At 60.8% G+C, this 18,263-nt stretch carries 21 protein-coding genes and 1 pseudogene; 7 read left to right on the plus strand and 15 right to left on the minus strand.

Features of this window, described 5'->3' with window-relative positions; all coding sequences use genetic code 11:
• Window positions 1–87: 87 nt before the first annotated feature.
• From B5G12_RS02895 to B5G12_RS15200, 14 genes and pseudogenes are all read right to left on the minus strand, one after another.
• Entirely contained in the window at window positions 88–525 is a 438-nt protein-coding gene (locus B5G12_RS02895; protein ID WP_087323678.1) for a hypothetical protein, read from the minus strand.
• A 17-nt stretch (window positions 526–542) separates the two neighbouring features.
• Complete coding sequence (locus B5G12_RS02900; RefSeq protein WP_087323681.1) at window positions 543–977, minus strand: GNAT family N-acetyltransferase; 435 nt, start codon at window positions 975–977, stop codon at window positions 543–545.
• Window positions 978–988: 11 nt separating this feature from the next.
• Window positions 989–1,528, minus strand: coding sequence for a BUD32 family EKC/KEOPS complex subunit (locus B5G12_RS02905; RefSeq protein WP_343286620.1), 540 nt, complete (start codon window positions 1,526–1,528; stop codon window positions 989–991).
• A 15-nt stretch (window positions 1,529–1,543) separates the two neighbouring features.
• Window positions 1,544–2,329, minus strand: a complete 786-nt coding sequence (locus B5G12_RS02910) for a YhfC family intramembrane metalloprotease (RefSeq protein WP_158099671.1) — start codon at window positions 2,327–2,329, stop codon at window positions 1,544–1,546.
• Window positions 2,330–2,443: 114 nt separating this feature from the next.
• Window positions 2,444–3,592 (minus strand): tyrosine-type recombinase/integrase, encoded by a 1,149-nt coding sequence (locus tag B5G12_RS02915; RefSeq protein WP_087323686.1) that lies wholly within the window; start codon window positions 3,590–3,592, stop codon window positions 2,444–2,446.
• A gap of 16 nt (window positions 3,593–3,608) precedes the next feature.
• Complete coding sequence (locus B5G12_RS02920) at window positions 3,609–4,490, minus strand: carbon-nitrogen hydrolase family protein (RefSeq protein ID WP_087323688.1); 882 nt, start codon at window positions 4,488–4,490, stop codon at window positions 3,609–3,611.
• An 18-nt stretch (window positions 4,491–4,508) separates the two neighbouring features.
• Window positions 4,509–5,147, minus strand: coding sequence for an alpha/beta hydrolase (locus B5G12_RS02925; protein ID WP_087323690.1), 639 nt, complete (start codon window positions 5,145–5,147; stop codon window positions 4,509–4,511).
• Between the two features lie 36 nt (window positions 5,148–5,183).
• Entirely contained in the window at window positions 5,184–5,339 is a 156-nt protein-coding gene (locus tag B5G12_RS15155; RefSeq protein ID WP_158099672.1) for a hypothetical protein, read from the minus strand.
• Window positions 5,340–5,541: 202 nt separating this feature from the next.
• Window positions 5,542–6,876 carry a DNA repair protein RadA gene (gene radA, locus B5G12_RS02930; protein ID WP_242955912.1) on the minus strand — a complete coding sequence of 445 codons (1,335 nt, stop codon included), beginning with the start codon at window positions 6,874–6,876 and terminating at the stop codon, window positions 5,542–5,544.
• 196 nt (window positions 6,877–7,072) lie between these two features.
• Window positions 7,073–7,849, minus strand: a complete 777-nt coding sequence (locus tag B5G12_RS02935; RefSeq protein WP_087323694.1) for a hypothetical protein — start codon at window positions 7,847–7,849, stop codon at window positions 7,073–7,075.
• A gap of 78 nt (window positions 7,850–7,927) precedes the next feature.
• The gene (locus tag B5G12_RS02940) at window positions 7,928–8,323 is read right to left on the minus strand and encodes a TIGR04086 family membrane protein (RefSeq protein ID WP_087228592.1); all 396 of its coding nucleotides are present in this window, start codon (window positions 8,321–8,323) and stop codon (window positions 7,928–7,930) included.
• A gap of 80 nt (window positions 8,324–8,403) precedes the next feature.
• On the minus strand, window positions 8,404–8,730 hold the full coding sequence (gene yajC, locus B5G12_RS02945) for a preprotein translocase subunit YajC (protein WP_087228594.1): 327 nt from the start codon (window positions 8,728–8,730) through the stop codon (window positions 8,404–8,406).
• A 90-nt stretch (window positions 8,731–8,820) separates the two neighbouring features.
• Window positions 8,821–9,966 carry a tRNA guanosine(34) transglycosylase Tgt gene (gene tgt / locus B5G12_RS02950; protein WP_087323696.1) on the minus strand — a complete coding sequence of 382 codons (1,146 nt, stop codon included), beginning with the start codon at window positions 9,964–9,966 and terminating at the stop codon, window positions 8,821–8,823.
• Between the two features lie 280 nt (window positions 9,967–10,246).
• Window positions 10,247–10,513 (minus strand): annotated as a pseudogene (locus B5G12_RS15200) (cupin domain-containing protein); the annotation flags it as partial.
• A 254-nt stretch (window positions 10,514–10,767) separates the two neighbouring features.
• Here B5G12_RS15200 and B5G12_RS02960 point away from each other — a divergent pair.
• Window positions 10,768–11,388: a sugar O-acetyltransferase gene (locus B5G12_RS02960; protein WP_087323700.1), complete on the plus strand. Its 621-nt coding sequence runs from the start codon at window positions 10,768–10,770 to the stop codon at window positions 11,386–11,388.
• Window positions 11,389–11,439: 51 nt separating this feature from the next.
• Here B5G12_RS02960 and queA read toward each other — a convergent pair whose 3' ends face one another.
• Window positions 11,440–12,468 (minus strand): tRNA preQ1(34) S-adenosylmethionine ribosyltransferase-isomerase QueA, encoded by a 1,029-nt coding sequence (gene queA / locus B5G12_RS02965; protein WP_087228603.1) that lies wholly within the window; start codon window positions 12,466–12,468, stop codon window positions 11,440–11,442.
• A gap of 177 nt (window positions 12,469–12,645) precedes the next feature.
• Between queA and asd the strand changes: the two genes are divergently transcribed.
• From asd to B5G12_RS02995, 6 genes are all read left to right on the plus strand, one after another.
• Complete coding sequence (gene asd, locus B5G12_RS02970; protein ID WP_087323702.1) at window positions 12,646–13,728, plus strand: aspartate-semialdehyde dehydrogenase; 1,083 nt, start codon at window positions 12,646–12,648, stop codon at window positions 13,726–13,728.
• A 63-nt stretch (window positions 13,729–13,791) separates the two neighbouring features.
• A complete protein-coding gene (gene dapA / locus B5G12_RS02975) occupies window positions 13,792–14,682 on the plus strand; it encodes a 4-hydroxy-tetrahydrodipicolinate synthase (RefSeq protein ID WP_087323868.1) in 891 nt (296 codons plus the stop codon).
• Window positions 14,683–14,760: 78 nt separating this feature from the next.
• Complete coding sequence (gene dapB / locus B5G12_RS02980; protein ID WP_087323704.1) at window positions 14,761–15,519, plus strand: 4-hydroxy-tetrahydrodipicolinate reductase; 759 nt, start codon at window positions 14,761–14,763, stop codon at window positions 15,517–15,519.
• Between the two features lie 75 nt (window positions 15,520–15,594).
• Window positions 15,595–16,866 (plus strand): CapA family protein, encoded by a 1,272-nt coding sequence (locus tag B5G12_RS02985; protein ID WP_087323706.1) that lies wholly within the window; start codon window positions 15,595–15,597, stop codon window positions 16,864–16,866.
• A gap of 68 nt (window positions 16,867–16,934) precedes the next feature.
• On the plus strand, window positions 16,935–17,402 hold the full coding sequence (locus B5G12_RS02990; RefSeq protein WP_087228818.1) for an ACT domain-containing protein: 468 nt from the start codon (window positions 16,935–16,937) through the stop codon (window positions 17,400–17,402).
• Between the two features lie 242 nt (window positions 17,403–17,644).
• Window positions 17,645–18,172, plus strand: coding sequence for a PTS sugar transporter subunit IIA (locus tag B5G12_RS02995; RefSeq protein ID WP_087323707.1), 528 nt, complete (start codon window positions 17,645–17,647; stop codon window positions 18,170–18,172).
• The last annotated feature ends 91 nt before the right edge of the window (window positions 18,173–18,263 follow it).

Raw genomic sequence — 18,263 nt, forward strand, 5'->3', positions numbered from 1 at the left:
GGCGCCATAGGCGCAGCCGGTCTAAGACCATTATAGCCTCTCCGGCTCAGCCGGGCAAGTCCCATTTGCAGGGCGGGCCGCTGCGGATCACCGCCACCGCTTATAGCAGATGATCTCCGGGTCAGCGCCGTTGCAGCCATACGTACACACCAGAAGATGGTGTTCGTCTCCCACAACGCCATAACAGCGTTCGCTGCCGGACTGTTCGATCTGGTTGCCCAGATACACCTTGTTGTCTTCCAGCAGCTTGACGGACTGCCCATTGGGCAGATGGTACTCCAGGTTGACATAAAAACCGTTCAGCAAATTCAAATCATCCACACGCAGCCCCGGTATGGCAAGGCTATTGAACGCTTCGGCCATCGACTCTTTCATGGCTGAAAAGCCTTCATGCCCGGCGCTTGTGATGCACTGTGCGGCGACACATTCCCCGCCAAAGGGGTAACCGCCTGTTTTTTGGCAGCCGCCGCAGTCGGCCAGCCTGGGGCAGACTGCACAGCAATCCGAACCGCAGATGGAAACCATAGGAATCGTTCCTTTCTTTATCTTGTATACTTCATGGGCGTATAGCGGATGCCGTCTGACACCTGTTCTGTGCCGGTGTCCACAAAGCCCAGTTTATGATACACCGGGACGGCATAGGGCGAGGAATGCACGGTGAAGCATTCCTCCCGGCTGTTTGCGAGCAGGTATTCCCACAGCTTTCTGCCTATCCCCTGCTTTTGCTGCTGGGCGCGGACAAAAAAGCAGCAGATATGCCTGCGGCCCTGGCTGACGGCAAGGACCCCCAGCAGCTCCTCTTCGTCCAGGGCGCCGAAAAACTCCAGCGTGGCGATCGTGCTGCGGTCATCTAGGAAAGCCTTGAAGGATTGCACCCCCTCTGCGGCGTAATCGGGCGCTTCAAATTGCAGAAAGGTCTCCCAGATCAGGTCGAGGGCGGATGGAAGCTCGTCGGGCGTCAGTTTGCGGATCTCCATAGCATACGACCTCACGGATGTTCTGCGGCATACTGCAAAAACGCGGGTGTTTTGGACCAGTATTGGATGCCCCAGTTTTCAAAGTTCCATTCCGGCATATAGTTGTTGCACTCATAGTCCACATAATAGAGGACCCCATCCTGCAGGATGAAATTGGTGGGAAAATAGTCGATGTTGGTATTTGCCTGGTAGAGGAGCCTGCACATAGCCTGTACCTGTTCCAGACAGGCGGGCGGCAGGCGGTCCTGCAAAACCAGCTGATAGACCGTGTCGCCCCGGATGTATTCTTTGACCAGACACTCGGCCTGCCGGTCTGCGTCCAGCAGCCTGGGCATGGAGATGCCGATTTTTTGCAGCTTTTGATAGTCGTGCAGTTCGGCCGCCATCTTGTCCCCAAACTGGTAGTAATCGCAGGGCTCGTGGTGGATCTGCTTGACCACCACCAATCCGCCTTCTGCCTGGGCCAGGTAGGAATAGCCGCCCTTGCCTTTGCCCAGCAGCTTGAGGATCTGGTAGGGTTTGCCATTCACCCATTTTGTTTCTTCCATCATGGACCCTCCTTGTAGTCACTCGGCGGCTTCCCGGTAGGCTTTGGCGGCATACCACACCACACCGGCCGTTATAACGGTGAACACCGCCTCGGTGAGAACCACCGACACGCCGGACAGCAGCACGGCCACAAAGTCCGCTGCAAAATGGGCGCCAAAGGTAGCCCAGAACCAGCGCGCGGTTTTGTCCTTTACCGCACGGTAGACCAGCACCGAGAGGGCGATGTGCAAAGCCATGGTGACCAGCCTCTCATAACCGGCCACAAAGAAGAGATAAGAAGGAGTCTCCCACAGGGCAATGAAGCTCTGGGACACCATCTGACGGGTGGCGTCGTCCAGGGAGGCCAGAGTTCCCTCCATCGTGCCGCTGTTGATCATGGTAGAATTGATGAAGTTGTTCAGTGAAGTCAGGCCCAGGATCAGCATGGCTTCGGTGCCTCCATGGCCCACGCCGTACATCAGGGCGTTCTGCTTGGTCTGGTGGCGGCGCAGGACAAAGCGCATGGCCACAAGCCGCCCGCACTCCTCAAAGGCGGCGGCCATCAGGCCCCCATAGAGGGCGTACAGCAGCAGATTGCCGGTGATGAGACTGCCGGTGGCGGTCAAAATGACGGCGTGTGCCATGGATTCCAGGAACATAGCAAACAGAATGAACACCGTCATACCTGCCGCGTAGCTGAACCAGCTGGCTTTTTCTTTGCGCCAGAGGGCTGCTGCCAGCCCCAGCGGCACAAGAAAGGATATGAGCATCGAAAAGAGCATACCGGCAACGCTGCCGAAGGGGACGGTCTGGAGCTGTTCCATGATATTGTACCTCCTTGGATCGCAGAACATATTGATTAACATTTTGTTTAATTGTTAATCTTTGACTGCATTATAGCAAAACCCCTCCGCCCTGTCAACAGAAGGGCGGGCAGGTCAGCTTTCCGGGTCAAAGTCCTCCGCCAGGGAGGGCAAAATGTCGGGCAGCACTTCCCCGGCTGCGGCGCTCTCCCCTTCTTCGGCGGGGATATCCGGTCCTGCAGCCGGTGTGCTCGGCGAGCCGGCGCCGGGCTTGCCCTGGGCCGCCCCCAGCGGGTTCGCCTCGATGGCCGCCCGCACCTGGGCGTCCTGCAGATGGGTATAGATCTGGGTAGTGCCCACATTGCTGTGCCCCAGCAGTTCCTTGAGGGTGAGAACATCTACGTTCCCGGTCTGATACATCAGGGTGGCGGCGGTGTGGCGCAGTTTATGGGTGGAAAACCCTTTCAGGCCGGCGGCCTTCATGGCGCCGGTGATGAGCTGCTCCACCCGCCGGTTGGAGATCCGGTCTTTGCGCCGCCGGGTGATAAAGACCGCCGGCTCTTTGGGAGACAGACCTTCGACGCAGCCCCGCTTTTGCAGGTAGAGGTCCAGCGCCTCCACACAGGCGTCGTTCAGATAGACCATCCGCTCTTTGTGGCCCTTGCCAAACAGCCGGATCTGCCGTCCGGCAAGGTCGATGTCCTCCATGTTCATGCCCACCAGCTCGGCCAGGCGCATCCCGCAGTTCAAAAACAGCACGGCCATGCAGTAATCACGCTCGGGAAAATCGCTGGAAGTCCGGGTGGCCTCCAGCAGGGCCCGGGCCTGGTCGGCGGTCAGATACTTGGGCAGGACCTTGTCCAGCTTGGGCGGGCTGACCGCCGCAGTTGGGTCCTGTTCCAGGCGGCTTGCGTGGTTGACCATGTAGTCGTAAAATCCGTGAAGGCTGGCCAGCCGCCGGGCGGTGGATGACTTTTTGTTGCCGCAGGTCTGGTTGAGGAAATACAGATACTCGTAGATATCCTCTTTGCTTACGCTGCCCCAAAAGGCGGTGTCCAGCCCTTTGGGGTCGATGTCCTTCATTTCGGCATCCTCCGGCACAAGGCCCCGGCGCTGCTTCATAAACCGGCTGAAATTGCGCAGGTCGCAGTAGTAGTTGAAAGCGGTGTTGGCGCTCTTGCCTGCGATCACTTCCAGATACCGCACATAGTCTACAATGTCCGGCGATGCATCCTGAAAGGGTTTGTGCCTGGATGGATTCTTTTCGTCCAGATAGATCGACATATCGTCTCCTTCCCTTTTATGGGCGGCGGTCCGCGCGGCTAAAGGGCGCATGGATCGCCGTATCGGTCAGCAGACCATATTTTTCCGGCCGCCGGTAGGCGTTGCCGTGCACCTCGCTCTGACGGTAGCGGCGCAGCTGCTCCAGATCCAGGCTGGCCACAAAGATTCCTTCTTCCTCCCCTGCCTGCAAAATACAGGTATCGCGGGAGCCCTCCGTATCGGCGGTATAGGCCACCCCGTCAAACACGGTGGAGCCGCCGTTGCAGTCAGGCACGCCGGCGGGATAGTTGCAGGTGGCGATGGCCACCATATTTTCAAAGGCCCGGGCCCGCAGCTGTGCCAGGCGGTTGATCTCCATCGGGCAGGCGTTGGGCACCAGGATCAGCTCGGCGCCCTGCAGCATCAGCAGCCTGGCGCTTTCGGGAAATTCCCTGTCGTAACAGATCATGGCCCCGACCTGCACCGGTCCGCAAGCCGTGTCAAGGACCGTCACTGCAAACCCTTCCCCGGCTGTCAGCGCGCGTTCCGGGCCGAAATCACAGGTGTGCACCTTGGCATAGAGCAGCCTGCGCCGGCCCTGCCGGTCAAAGAGAGCCAGACTGTTGCGCGGGCCGCCGGGATACGCCTCCAAAAAAGTGATCCCGATGGCCATATCCAGTTCGTTTGCCAGGGCGCCAAAAGCCTGTACAAAACGGCCATCCGCCGGGACGGCCTGCGCTGTCCATTGGCTGGCAGGCAGCCCGTCGATGCCATAGCCGTTGCTCCACATTTCCGGAAAGAGAGCGATGTCTGCTCCCTTTTCCCTGGCCTTCCGGCAGGCGTCCAGCCCTTTTTGCAGGTTTGCCTCCTGTGTCCCGCCGGGCGCGATCTGCAGCAGGGCGATCTTCAGATGATCCATTGTCGTTCCTCCCGGGCGTTAGTCCGCCCGCTTTTGAAAGATGTCCAGCGCGTGACTCACAGCTTTTGCCAGCCAGCGGTTCAAAAAGGCCAGCTGCGACTCGGTGTGAAACCAGTGTTCTCCACCCTGCATCATGGTGAGCTCTGTACATGGATGGCTGGCGACAAACCGGTCCACCGTCTGGCGGGAAATAAGTTCATCCTTTTCTCCGTAGAGGATCTCGGTGGGGACATTCCACTGGATGGGATGTTCCCGCACATAGACAAGGTACTTCCAGGAAAGTGTCTGGCCAAAACTGGTGGCGATTTCCCCGCGGGCCTGCAATTCTGCCTCAGATACGCCGGCCCAAGACATCATATCCAGAATCAGACGCTCCATATCCAGGACCGGTGAAATCAGCAGGGCTTTTTCGATGGGACGGTCTTGCAGCGCCAGCATCCCAAAATAGGCCCCAATGCTGTTGGCAAGCAGCCAGATTTGGCTGTGTGTGCGGCGGGCTTCCTCATAAGCAGCCTGGATAACAGGCAGGGCGTCCCATGGGTATTGCTGGGGATATTCCACCCCGATCAGGTCCAAGTCAGGGCAGATGGCCCGGTATTGCTCCGCTTCCTGCGGGTTGCCGCCCTGGCCATGGATATACAAAATGGCTTGTGTCATACGCTGTTTCTCCTTTGTTTGACGTCTGCGCGCCGTTTATCCGTCTTTTTTTCGCAGCTCGGCCATGGCCGCATAGTGCTGCACTTCAAAGGATGCGGGGGCGATTTGGGCAAGCAGCGCCAGATGCTCCTTTTCCCACTGCGCAACGGCCTCGGCGGACAGGGATGCGCCCACACCGCGGCAGGATCTCATCCGTCCGTGCCAGCTCTCCCGGGTAAAGGGCAGGCGGAGCCTGTATTCCTCGTGGCTGACCAGATCAAACGCATCCCGATAGCACGCAGGGATCGGGATGGGGCGGACGGTCTCCCCTGCACCGCTCCACTGGGGACAGATGCTCTGCCCCAGTCAAAAGGGCGCCCGCCGTCAATGCTCGGGTTGACGATCTCCATACCGGTCACCCCGCCTTCAAAACAGCGATGGCGTCCGCGACATAGGCGGCGCCAAGGAGCTGCAGCCCCGGATAGTCCGCCGGGTCGATGTGGCGGAGGCTTGGCTTGGGGATGATGGCCTGTTCAAATCCGATCCGCTCCGCCTCCCGCAGACGCTGCTCGATGTTGGGCACACTGCGTACCTCGCCCCCCAGTCCCACTTCACCGATGGCGATCAGCTTGTCGCTGACCGGCCTGTCCAGCAGGGACGAGATCATGCTCAGGCAGACGGCCAGGTCACAGGAGGTGTCCCGCAGGGCGATACCGCCGACGATGTTGACATAAACGTCCAGGTTGCCAAAGAAATACCCGGCCCGGCGCTCCAGTACAGCCAGCAGCAAGCTGATCCGGTTGTAATCGTAGCCGGTACAGGCCCGCCGGGGCGAAGGAAAGGTGGTTTTGGCGGCCAGGGCCTGGATCTCACTGAGGATGGGGCGGGTGCCCTCTATGGTGCAGGCTACGCAGTTGCCCGACACTCCCAGAGGCCGTCCCTCCAGCAGCATCTGGGAAGGGTTGGCGATTTCGGTCAGGCCCTTGCCGGTCATGTCGAACATGCCGATCTCATTGGTGGAGCCGTAGCGGTTTTTGGCTGCCCGCAGGATGCGGTAGGGCAGCATCTTGTCCCCCTCAAAATAGAGGACTGTATCCACGATGTGCTCCATCACCTTGGGGCCGGCAATGCCGCCGTCCTTATTCACATGACCCACCAGGAAAAGCGGGATCTCCTGCTTTTTGGCCACCGCCAGCAGCCGTGCGGTGCTCTCCTTCACCTGGCTGACGGTGCCGGCCGACGAGGAGATATCGGCGCAGCGCATGGTCTGGATGGAGTCGATCACCACCAGATCGGGACGCTCTTTCTCGATCAGGCCGCAGATCTCATCCACATCGTTCTCGGCAGCCAGATAGATGTTCTGCTGGGGGATGTTCAGGCGGGCTGCCCGCAGCTTGACCTGGCGCACCGATTCCTCTCCTGTGATATACAGCACCGTGTAGCGGTCCGAGATAGCCCCGCAGAGCTGGAGCAGCATGGTAGACTTGCCCACCCCCGGTTCGCCGCTGAGCAGGACGACCCCGCCCAGCACGATGCCGCCTCCCAGCACCCGGTCCAGCTCGGTGATGCCGGTGATGATGCGGCTCTTTTCCTCGGTGGTGCTGATATCGGCCAGCCGCCGGGCGGTCAGGCTGGTAACTCCCTCCTGCCGCGGTGGGGCTTTGCCGGCGGGGGTCCCCGTTTTGGGCGCCTCGGCCACGACGTCTTCGCTCATGGTATTCCAGCTGCCGCAGCTGGGGCAGCGGCCCATCCAGCGGGGGCTGGTCTCGCCGCAGCTGGAGCATACATAAATGGTTTTCAGTTTGGGCTCTTTCATGTCTGGTCCTCTTCATTTGCTTTATAGAAACAGCGATATTGCCCTTATGATACCACGGCCGGACCGTTGCTGCAAGCGCAGAGCCAAACAGCCCCTCTCCTGAGCCGAAAACCCGGGAGAGGGGCTGTGTTCAAAGCTGTCCCAGCTGTCCGGCAAGGCAGGCCAGGGCGGTGGATAGCCCGCAGACCGGCAGGAAAAACACGTTCAACGCCAGATATTGTCCCAGCAGCCGCCTGGCCCCGGCGGCGTGCGGGCCGCTTTTGGTCCCGAAAGCGGCACGCTGCAGCCGACCGCTGACACGGAGGGCCGATGCTCCAAACAGGCACAGGCAGGTGACGGCGGCAGCGGTGGGCAGTCCGGCCAGGGCCAGGGTGGCCACCGCCTGCTGCCAACTGGCCTGCAGGACCAGTTCCAGCCCGATGATCCCCGCGCCCAGCCCAAAGAGCATGGCAAACAAATAGATCATCAGGGGGCCGAAGGCGGACAAGCCCAACAGCAGCAGGACGGTGGCGCCCCCCGCCACGGTGAGATACTCGGCCCCGAACAGGCGCCAGACCGCCCCCGGCTCGTCCAGGGTGAAAAGGCCCTTCCAGCTGTCCAGATAGGCCGACACCAGCAGCTGCTCGCTGCTCTGGCAGCGGGCCAGCACCACACCGGCCAGCAGGGTGCCAAAAAGATAGGAGGCCGCCAGCACGGCGCAGTCCCGCGGCAGGGTCCTGCTGCGGGCAGCGGCTTTGGCGGCGCCGGGGCAGCCGTCCCGCCCCGGCCCGGACAGCGTGCCGGAGGGCGAAGCGCTCTCCTTTCGGAAGGGCGCTGTATCCCGGAGCGCGGCGGCAGGCTGGGCCGCCGGCAGTGCGCCCGGCGGCGCAGTCAGAGCGTTGGGAACGGATTCCTGATAGACCCACATAGAACTTGTCCTCCTGGCTGAGCCGGGCTGCCCAAGGGGCCCGGCCGACTGTTTTCTGATCCATGGCCGGGCCCGGGCTCACCGGCGGCGTCTGGGGGCGGCGCACAGGATGCCGGCATAGCCGCCTGCACCGCCAAAGAACAAAAGCAACAGCAGCCGAAGCAGCAGGCCGAGACCGGGGGCACTGCCGCTGATCAGCCGGATGCACAGCAGCACCAGGCCGTAAAGCAGCCCCAGCAGCCCGCCCCAGAGCAGGCCGCGGCTTTTTTGCAGCAGGCCCAGCACCCAGCCGCCCAGCAGGCTGCCTGCGCAGACCGCTGCGGTGGCAAAAGGCCAGGCAGCCGGCGGACCAAGCCCCCGGGAAACCATCAGGGATGCCAGGGCCGCCCCACAGGCGGCAGTCCCAGCCAAAGCGGCCCCCAAAGCGGCCAGCAGATGGAACAGTACGGACAGACGGATGGTTTTTGCAGACATAAAAACGCGCCTCCCTGCACTATCTCTATGCAGAAAGGCGCGCTGTATATGCCTTGGGACCGTTTGCAAAGGGGTGGAGATTACTTTTTGGCCTTCTCAGACTTGGAAGCCGATGCAGGGGCGTTGTCCATGTTCAGCTTTTCCACAGAGCCGATGGCCGTCTTGGTGAAGCGGATCTTGACGCGGTCGCTGCCGGTCTCCAGGACAAAGGTGTCGTCCTTGATGGCGACCACACGGCCGATGACACCGCCGATGGTGGTCACCTGATCACCGATCTCCAGGCTGTTGCGCATGGCTGCGTCTTTTTTCTCCTGCTTCTTCTGAGGACGGTAGATCATGAAGTAGAGCAGGACCACCATCAGTGCAAGAGTAAAAAACAAGCTGAGCATACTTTCTGTGCCAGTCATTCCAAAAATTCTCCTCTCAAAATTCGTTTATCGTTATTATACCGGTTTATGCGGCAGGATGCAAGGCCAAAACGGCAAATCCTTGCAAAATCAGATACGGGTATCCAGAACCTTGACATACCGGTCATGGAACTGGGTGAAGGTGCCGGCGTCCAGTTCGTCCCGGATGCGCTCCATCAGATGGTTGTAGAACCAGAGGTTGTGCATGACCGCCAGCCGCATCCCCAGCAGCTCCTCCGCCTTGAACAGGTGGCGGATATAGGCCCGGCTATAATTGCGGCAGGCCGGGCAGCCGCAGGCCGGGTCGATGGGGCGCTCGTCCCTCTCGTACTTGGCGTTTTTGATGTTGATGATGCCGCCCCAGGTGTTCAGGTGCCCATGGCGGGCGTTGCGGCTGGGCATGACGCAGTCAAACAGGTCCACGCCCCGTGCCACCGCCTCGATGATGTTGCCGGGGGTGCCCACCCCCATCAGATAGCGCACTTTGTCTTTGGGCATATAGGGTTCCACCTTGCTGATGATATCGTACATCACTTCGGCGGGTTCGCCCACCGCCAGCCCGCCGATGGCGTAGCCGTCCAGGTCCATCTCGGCGATCTGCTTCATATGCTCCACCCGCAGATCCGGGAAGGTGCAGCCCTGGTTGATGCCGAACAGCAGCTGGTGTGGGTTGACCGCTTTGCCTTCCTGTTTCAGGCGGGCCATCTCGGCCTGGCAGCGGGCCAGCCAGCGGACGGTGCGGTCACAGCTGGCCTTGGAATAGGCGTGCTGGGCCGGGTTCTCGACGCACTCGTCAAACGCCATGGCGATGGTGGAGCCGAGATTGGCCTGGATCCGGATGCTTTCCTCGGGACCCATAAAGATCCGATGGCCGTCCAGATGGGAGGCAAAGGTGACCCCCTCCTCGGTGATCTTGCGCAGCTTGGCCAGGCTGAACACCTGGAATCCGCCGCTGTCGGTCAGGATGGGGCCATCCCAGCGGGTGAACTTGTGCAGGCCGCCCATCTCTGCCACCAGCTTGTCCCCCGGGCGCAGGTGGAGGTGGTAGGTGTTGCAGAGCATGACCTGGGCGCCGATCTGTTTCAGGTCATGGGCGGACAGGCCGCCCTTGATGGCGCCGGCGGTGGCGACATTCTGGAACGCCGGTGTCTGGACGGTGCCGTGTACCGTGCGAAACTCGCCCCGACGGGCCGAATGCTCCTGCTTCAGGAGGCGGAAGGTGGTGAGTGATGCCATATTCGATCCTTTCCTTATGCGCGGAGAACAGCCGCGCGCTTATGCGGACAGAGCCGCATTTGATACATACTGCCATATTATACCTGCTGCGGACGGTTTTTGCAACCATCCGGCGGTATTTCCCGGGCCCGGGCGCGATATTCCCGGGGCGTACAGCGGTAAGCCCGGCGGAAAAGCAATGCAAACCGGGGCGCAGCACTTGGCAGGGCATGGCGCCGTTTTCCAGCACCGGCTGGACGAACCGCTGCTCCACGCAGGCCGAGGAGCACAGCAGGGCCGGATGGAACAGCACACATAAAAAGGTGCAGTCCCCGGCGCCGTTCCCATAGCCGAAATGGAGCTGCTTGCTGTTGACAAACAGCCCCTCCCCCTGCCTGAGGGTCAGGATCTCCCCGTTGACGTTGTACTGCATCTGGCCCGTTTCCACGTAGATCCACTCCAGGTCCTCATGCCAGTGGCTGAGAGCCTGGAAATCATGGTAGGCTGAAAGGGAGTCCTTGCGGATGTAGACCGGAAAGTCGGGAAGGTTGTAGACTACATTTTCCAGCCTGGTATGCGAATTATGGAGCCAGCCCGCCGGGCCGGCTTCCGACTGTCAAAAAAGGTCTCGACCGCGCGCATTTTTGCCGTCCGGCCGGGACCTTTTTGCGGCCTGCAGAGCGTGAAAGGCTTTCAACTTCCGCGGCACATGGCATAAGAAAAGTCAGCTCTGGTCAAACCGGCGGGTGTCCATTATAATAGGTGCATAGAACTGCGGCGCCTCTGACCGCCGCAGCGGATCTCAGGAGGTTGAACGATCCAATGACTGAAAAAGAAAAGATGCATTGTGTGGAACTGTACCTGCCGGGGGACCCCGAAATCGTCCGGGAACAGACCGCCTGTTTGGAAAAACTGCATGCATACAACCAGACCCGCCCCACCCAGTCTGAACTGCGTGCGGCCCTGCTGCAGGAGATGTTCGCTGAAGTGGGCGAAGGATGCTATATCGAGCCTCCTCTCCACGCCAACTTCGGGGGCCATCATGTCCACTTCGGCAAAAACGTCTATGCCAATTTCAACCTGACCATGGTGGATGATACCCACATTTACGTGGGGGACAATACGATGTTTGGCCCCAATGTGGTCCTGTGTTCGGCCAGCCACCCCGTCCTGCCCGGCCTGCGCCAAAAGGGCTATCAGTACAATGCGCCCATCCGCATTGGGAAAAACTGCTGGTTGGGGGCAGGCGCGATGGTCATGCCCGGGATCACCATCGGGGACAACACGGTGGTAGGCGCCGGCAGTGTGGTGACCAAAGATCTGCCCGCCAACGTGGTGGCCGTGGGCAATCCCTGCCGCATCCTGCGCCAGATCGGCGAGCGGGACCGGGAGACCTATTTCAGGGACCACAAGATCCCCGAGGAACTGCTGGCCCTGCTCTGACGCGCCAAAAAGCCCGTGTGCACACAGCACACGGGCTTTCCTGGCTTTTGGTCAGATGATCAGCATCGCGTCCCCGAAGGAGAAAAAGCGGTATTTCTCATCCACCGCGATCTTGTAGGCCGCCATGGTCTTGTCGTAGCCGTAGAAGGCCGACACCAGCATGATCAGGGTGCTCTCGGGCAGATGGAAGTTGGTGATCAGTCCGTCGATGCAGCGGAACGGCACGCCGGGATAGAGAAAGATGCTGGTGTTGCCGCTGCAGGCCCGGATCTCCCCATAGCGGGCTGCCACAGCTTCCAGGGTGCGGCAGCTGGTGGTGCCCACCGCGATGACCCTGCGGCCTGCCGCCTTGGCCTGCTGGATCTGCCGGGCGGTGTCCTCGCTGATGGAATACCATTCGCTGTGCATTTTGTGGTCGGTGATCTCGTCCTCCTGCACCGGACGGAAGGTGCCAAGCCCCACATGCAGGGTCACCTCTGCGATGCCGACCCCTTTGGCCCGGATGACGTCCATCAGTTCGGGGGTGAAATGCAGGCCGGCCGTGGGAGCCGCAGCGCTGCCCAGCTCTTTGGCGTAGACCGTCTGGTACTGGCTCTGATCCTCCAGCTGTTTGGTGATGTAAGGGGGCAGGGGCATTTTTCCAAAGAGGTCCAGCTTTTCATAGAGGGTCTCGGTATCGTACCGGAAAGTGACCAGCTTGTTACCGTCCTCCAGGGTGTCATCCACCGTGGCCGTCAGAGTCCCGTCGCCAAAGGAGATGATGTTGCCGGGGTGCATCCGCTTGCCGGGCTTGGCCAGGCATTCCCACTGATCCCCCTTCACCTGGCGGAGCAGCAGAAGTTCGCAGACAGCCCCGGTCGGCTGCTTGACCCCGATGATCCGGGCGGGCAGGACTTTGGAATTGTTCACCACCAGCAAGTCCCCCGGCATAAGATAGTCCGGGAGATCGTGGAAGATGCGGTGCTCGATGCGCTCGCTGTCCCTGTGCAGCACCATCAGCCGGGCCGAATCCCGGGGGTCGGCCGGTTCCTGCGCGATCTGTTCTTTGGGGAGATCGTACCAAAAATCTTTTTTCAACATGGGATGTATTCGCCTTTCCAGTGGGTTGACACGGAAGCCGTATCAATGATATCATAAGTTTTATACAACTGGTCTTTATTATATTGCAACACAATCCTGTTTGCAAGCCGCCAGGGTTTAAATCCGGCAATTTTTTGCAAATGGGTATCCTGTTTTTTGAAAGGAAAGGTGCTGGAAATGGAAAAAACGTACAAAGTGGGCATTGTAGGCGCTACCGGCATGGTGGGCCAGCGCTTTGTCACCCTGCTGGAGAACCATCCCTGGTTCAAGCTGACGGTACTGGCGGCCTCCAGCCGCAGCGCAGGCAAGACCTATCAGGAGGCTGTGGGCAGCCGCTGGGCCATGCCTACCCCCATGCCCGCGTGCGTCAAAGAGATGGTGGTACAGGACGCCGCCCAGGTGGAGCAGATCGCCAGCCAGGTGGACTTTGTTTTCTGCGCGGTGAATATGCCCAAAAGTGAGATCAAGGCGATGGAGGAGGCTTACGCCAAGGCCGAGTGCCCTGTGGTCTCCAACAACAGCGCCAACCGCTTTACCCCCGACGTCCCCATGGTGGTGCCCGAGATCAACGCCGGTCACATCGACATCATCCCCGCCCAGCGCCGCCGGCTGGGCACCAAGCGCGGCTTCATCGCGGTCAAGTCCAACTGCAGCCTGCAGAGTTATGTGCCCGCCTTCCATCCCCTGATGAAGGATTTCGGGGTCACCAAGGCCCTAGTGTGCACCTACCAGGCCATCTCGGGCGCAGGCAAGACCTTTGACCGGATGCCCGAGATCATCGACAACGTGATCCCCTATATCGGCGGCGAGGAAGAAAAGAGCGAGCAGGAGCCTCTCAAGCTGTGGGGCCATATCGAAGGGGACCGGATCGTCAACGCCGACGGCCCTGTCATCACGGCCCAGTGCTTCCGTGTGCCGGTATCGGACGGCCATACGGCGGCGGTCTTTGTCAGCTTTGCGAAGAAGCCCACCAAAGAGCAGATCCTGGAGGCATGGAAAAACTTCCGCGGCACCGCCCAGGAGCTGGATCTGCCCAGCGCGCCCAAGCAGTTCCTGCACTACTTTGAGGAAAACGACCGTCCCCAGCCCAAACTGGACCGGGATACCGAGCACGGCATGGCCGTCTGCATCGGCCGCCTGCGGGAAGATACCATCTTTGACTACAAATTTGCCTGCATGAGCCACAACACCCTGCGGGGTGCGGCCGGCGGCGGCGTGCTGCTGGCCGAGCTGCTGGCGGCAAAGGGATATATGGACTGACGGCACCGCCCGGCCCTGCTTTGCCGCACATACAATCCAACACAAAAGGAGAGCCTTAGTATGATGAAAAAGCCAGTTTTTACAGGCGCAGGCGTGGCGATCATCACCCCCATGCACCAGGATGGCAGCATCCATTTTGAGGTGCTGGGCCAGATCATTGAGGATCAGATCGCCCGGGGCACCGACGCCATTGTCATCTGCGGCACCACAGGCGAGTGCTCCACCCTCACTGACGAGGAGCAGCTGTCCGCCATCCGGTTCACCGTAGACAAGGTGGCCCACCGCGTTCCCGTGATTGCGGGCGCAGGCTCCAACGATACCGCCCACGGCTGCGCCCTGGCGTCCCGTGCCGCAGGCTGCGGCGCCGACGGCCTTTTGATGGTCACTCCCTACTACAACAAGACCAGCCAGGACGGCCTGGTGGCCCATTTCACCGCCATGGCCGAGGCCGGCGGCATCCCGGTGATCCTCTACAACGTGCCGTCCCGCACCGGCGTCAACATCAAGCCCGAGACGGTCAAAAAACTCAGCCAGCACCCCCTGATCAACGGCATCAAGGAGGCGTCGGGCAACATTGCCCAGGTGGCCCAGATCGCGGCGGCCTGCGGCGATGCCCTGAACATCTATTCGGGCAACGACGACCAGGCCCTGCCTTTGCTCGCTCTGGGCGGCAAGGGGGTCATCAGCGTGGTGTCCAACATTGCCCCCACCCTGGTGCACGACTGCTGCCAGGCATGGTTTGACGGGGATACCGACAAAGCCCGCCGCCTGCAGCTGGAGATCCTGCCCCTCTGCGACGCCATGTTCTGCGACGTCAATCCCATTCCGGTCAAGTATGCCATGAATCTGCTGGGCTGGCAGGCCGGCAAATGCCGTCTGCCCCTGGTGGAGCCGGATGACGCCAAAAAAGCCAAGATCGAGCAGACCCTGCGGGAGCACGGCCTGCTGTCATAACAGTGTGCGAATGCCCGGCAAAGTCCCCTTTTCCGGGCATTCGCCTCATCTGACAGACAAAAGAAAGGAAGGGTCCAAATGACGGATATTGTAATTCAAGGGATCAACGGCCGGATGGGCCATGTGCTCTGCGATATGATCGCCCAGCGGGAGGACTGCCGGGTGGTGGCGGGCATCGACCTCAAAGCCGGCCAGCAGAACGGCATCCCGGTGGTCACCAGCCCCGACGAGCTGGAAGGCCGGGGCGATGTCATCATCGATTTCAGCTCCCCTGCTGCTGTGGAAAAGGTCCTGCCCTACTGCGAGGCCCACAAGACTCCCATCGTCCTGTGCACCACCGGTATGTCGGATGAGCTGAACCTCAAGATCGTCCAGCTGTCCCGCAGCGTTCCGGTCTTTAAAAGCGCCAATATGTCCCTGGGCATCAACCTGCTGATCGAGCTGTGCAAGCGCGCTTCGGCCATCCTGGGCACCGCCTACGACGTGGAGATCGTGGAGCAGCACCATCACAACAAGGTGGACGCCCCCAGCGGCACCGCCCTGATGCTGGCAGATGCGGTCAACGAGGAGGCGGGCGGCGCCTACCATTATGTTTACGATCGGGCTTCGGTGCGGGCCAAGCGCGACCCCATGGAGATCGGCATCAGCTCGGTGCGGGGCGGCAGCATCGTGGGAGATCACGAGGTGCTGTTCTGCGGCCCGGACGAGGTGGTCACCCTCAAGCACACCGCCTATTCCCGCAGTGTGTTTGCCAACGGCGCCATCAACGCCGCCGTCTATCTGGCCGGCAAGGAGCCGGGCCTGTACAACATGAGCGACCTGATCGCCGAGCGCTGACCCCAGCGTCCTGAAAGCGCCCCTCTATCCGCCGGATGCATCCCGGGCCGCTCCCATCCTCAAAAGGAGGAACCTATGCGCAAACATCCTTCGGGGCCGCCCGGAGCCGAACCGCCCTCCGGCAGGCCCAACAGCCGGCTGCCCCTCTGGTGCGCTCTGGGTGCGCTCTGCGCGGCATTGCTGCTCTGCGCGGCGCTGGGTGGGTTCCGGCCGGCGCAGCCGGCGTCGGCCCAACCGGTCGCCAGCAGCACCGTCTCCAGCACACCCGATCCAAAGCCGCCGCCGGAACCGCAGCCTGTGGTGGAGACGGTCCGCTTTTCCGCCACCGGCGACAACCTGATCCATTCCAAGATCTACGAGCAGGCTGCTGCCCGGGCGGTGGGATCGGCCTCTTACAGTTTCGACTACTGCTACGAAAATCTGGTCCCCTTCTACCGCACCTTTGACGTCAACTGGATCAACCAGGAGACCCTCTGCACCGACGAGCTTGCCCCCTCCACCTACCCCTGCTTTTCCACGCCGGGAGATTGTGCCAGGGCGCTCTACCGGGCCGGTTTCCGGGTGTTCAGCCTGGCCAATAACCATACCTATGACAAGGGCAGCGGCGGGATTGCCGCCACCCAGCGGTTTTGGGATTCGATGCCGGCCGACACCGTCACCACCGGCCTGTGGCGCAGCGACGATGGGGAGATCCCGGTGCACACCGTCAACGGCATCACCATCGCCTATCTGTCCTACACCGAGCACACCAACGGCATCCCGCCCAACGACAAGATGGAAGCCCATGTCATCTACACCAGCCAGACCGATACCATCCGGCAGCAGGTGCAGCGGGCAGCCCAGCTGGCCGACTTTGTGGTGGTGGGCGTCCACTGGGGCGTGGAGGACAGCCACACCATCACGGACGCCCAGCGCGGCCTGGCCCAACAGCTGGCGGACTGGGGCGCAGACGTGATCGTGGGCACCCACCCCCATGTGCTGCAAAATGCCGAGTGGCGGACTGCGGCAGACGGCAGAAAGGTCTTTGTGGCCTATTCTCTGGGCAATTTCCTCAGCACCCAGAGCAAAAAGGATCAGCTGATCGGGGCGATCCTCACCTTACGGCTGGAAAAAACCACGGCGCCCGACGGCGCTGTCACCCTGAGCGTACAGGACCCCCAGCTGCACCCCACCGTCACCCACTATGGCCCGGGCAAATCGGACGTGCAGGCCTACCTCTACCGGGATTACACCTCCGAGCTGGCCCAGTCCCACGGCGTGCGGGCATCTTACAGCGACTTCAGCTTCGACTACATCCGCGCTGTGGCCCAGCAGTACATCGACCCGGCGTTTTTGGCGCTGGACTGACCCGGCTGCACAGGCGGCAGAGTTCCGAAAATCGATTGTGCCTTACACAGGCAGATTGGAGCATGATTATGTACGGAGTATCAAAAATCAGCATCGAGCCAGGCGTCATGATGATCAGTGTTCAGGACGCCGCTTTCAGCGCCGGCAGCCTGGCACGCTATTTGCAGATCTTTGCCGATACCGGCATCGTGGTGGATATGATCAGCCAGAGCGCACCCCACGGCACCCGGCTGGACTTCAGCTTCACTGCGTCCAGCGGCGATCTGCCCCTGGTGATGAAGGCCATCTCGGCCGCCAAGCTCGATCCCGACGCCAAAGCCGCCCCCCTGATCAGCGTGGGCTATTCGAAACTCAACCTCTTTGGCGAGGAGATGGTGGCCAGCTGCGGCGTGGCCGCCCGGGCCCTCAGCGCCTTGGCTGCGGCAGGCATCGAAGTGCATCTCATCACCACCAGCGACCTGGATATTTCCCTGCTGGTGCGCAGCGAAAACGAAGATGCCGCCTATGAGGCCCTGCGCCAGGCTTACGAGCTGTGAAAGCCGGGTCTACTTATAGGCAGGTTTCACAAGAAACAAGTTTCTCTTTTGGGCTGATTCACGAAATATAAATCTTCTTCCCTTTTTTACTGTAAATTATGGGAAATTGTGATAGAATTGCATATAGAGAGACTGTTCTTCAAGGCCCGCGGCATGGCTGCAAAGCATCCAGCGCGCTGCCTTTGCGGGTGCGCCGCCTCCCAAAGGAACGGTAAATATGGCAAGATAAGGAGAAACGTACAATGGGATTCTTTTCCAATCTGTTCCACAAGAAGGAAGAGCCGGCTGCACCGGCCGCCAAGCCCGCGGCTCCTGCCGGTGACAAGATCGTCTGCGCCCCTCTGGAGGGCGAGATCCGCATCCTGAGCGAGATCGACGATCCCGTCTTCTCCAGCGAAGCGCTGGGCAAGGGCTGTGCCATCGAGCCTTCCAAGGGCGAAGTGGTCGCGCCTTTTGACGGCACCATCGAGCAGGTAGCCGAGACCAGCCACGCCGTTGGCATCATGGGGGACAACGGCCTGGAAGTTCTGATCCATGTGGGTATGGATACCGTTGAGCTGAAGGGCGAGGGCTATAAGCCTCAGGTCAAAGTGGGCGACAAGGTCAAGAAGGGCCAGCTGCTGCTCAAGTTTGATATGGCCTTTATTTCGGGTAAAGGCTACAAGCTGACCACCCCTGTCGTGGTCACCAACACCGACGACTTTACCAGTGTCGAGCCCATCGCCACCGGCAAGGTCACCCAGGGTCAGGAAGTGGTCCTGGTCAAATAAGACTTCCTTGTGGTGTAGGGATCTTGCACTGCGGAGGCGGAGTCTTTCGGGTCTCCGCCTCCGCACGTCCCCGCTCCCAAAAAGCAACGGC

It is taken from the genome of Faecalibacterium sp. An58, from assembly GCF_002161515.1.
Classification (GTDB): domain Bacteria; phylum Bacillota; class Clostridia; order Oscillospirales; family Ruminococcaceae; genus Faecalibacterium; species Faecalibacterium avium.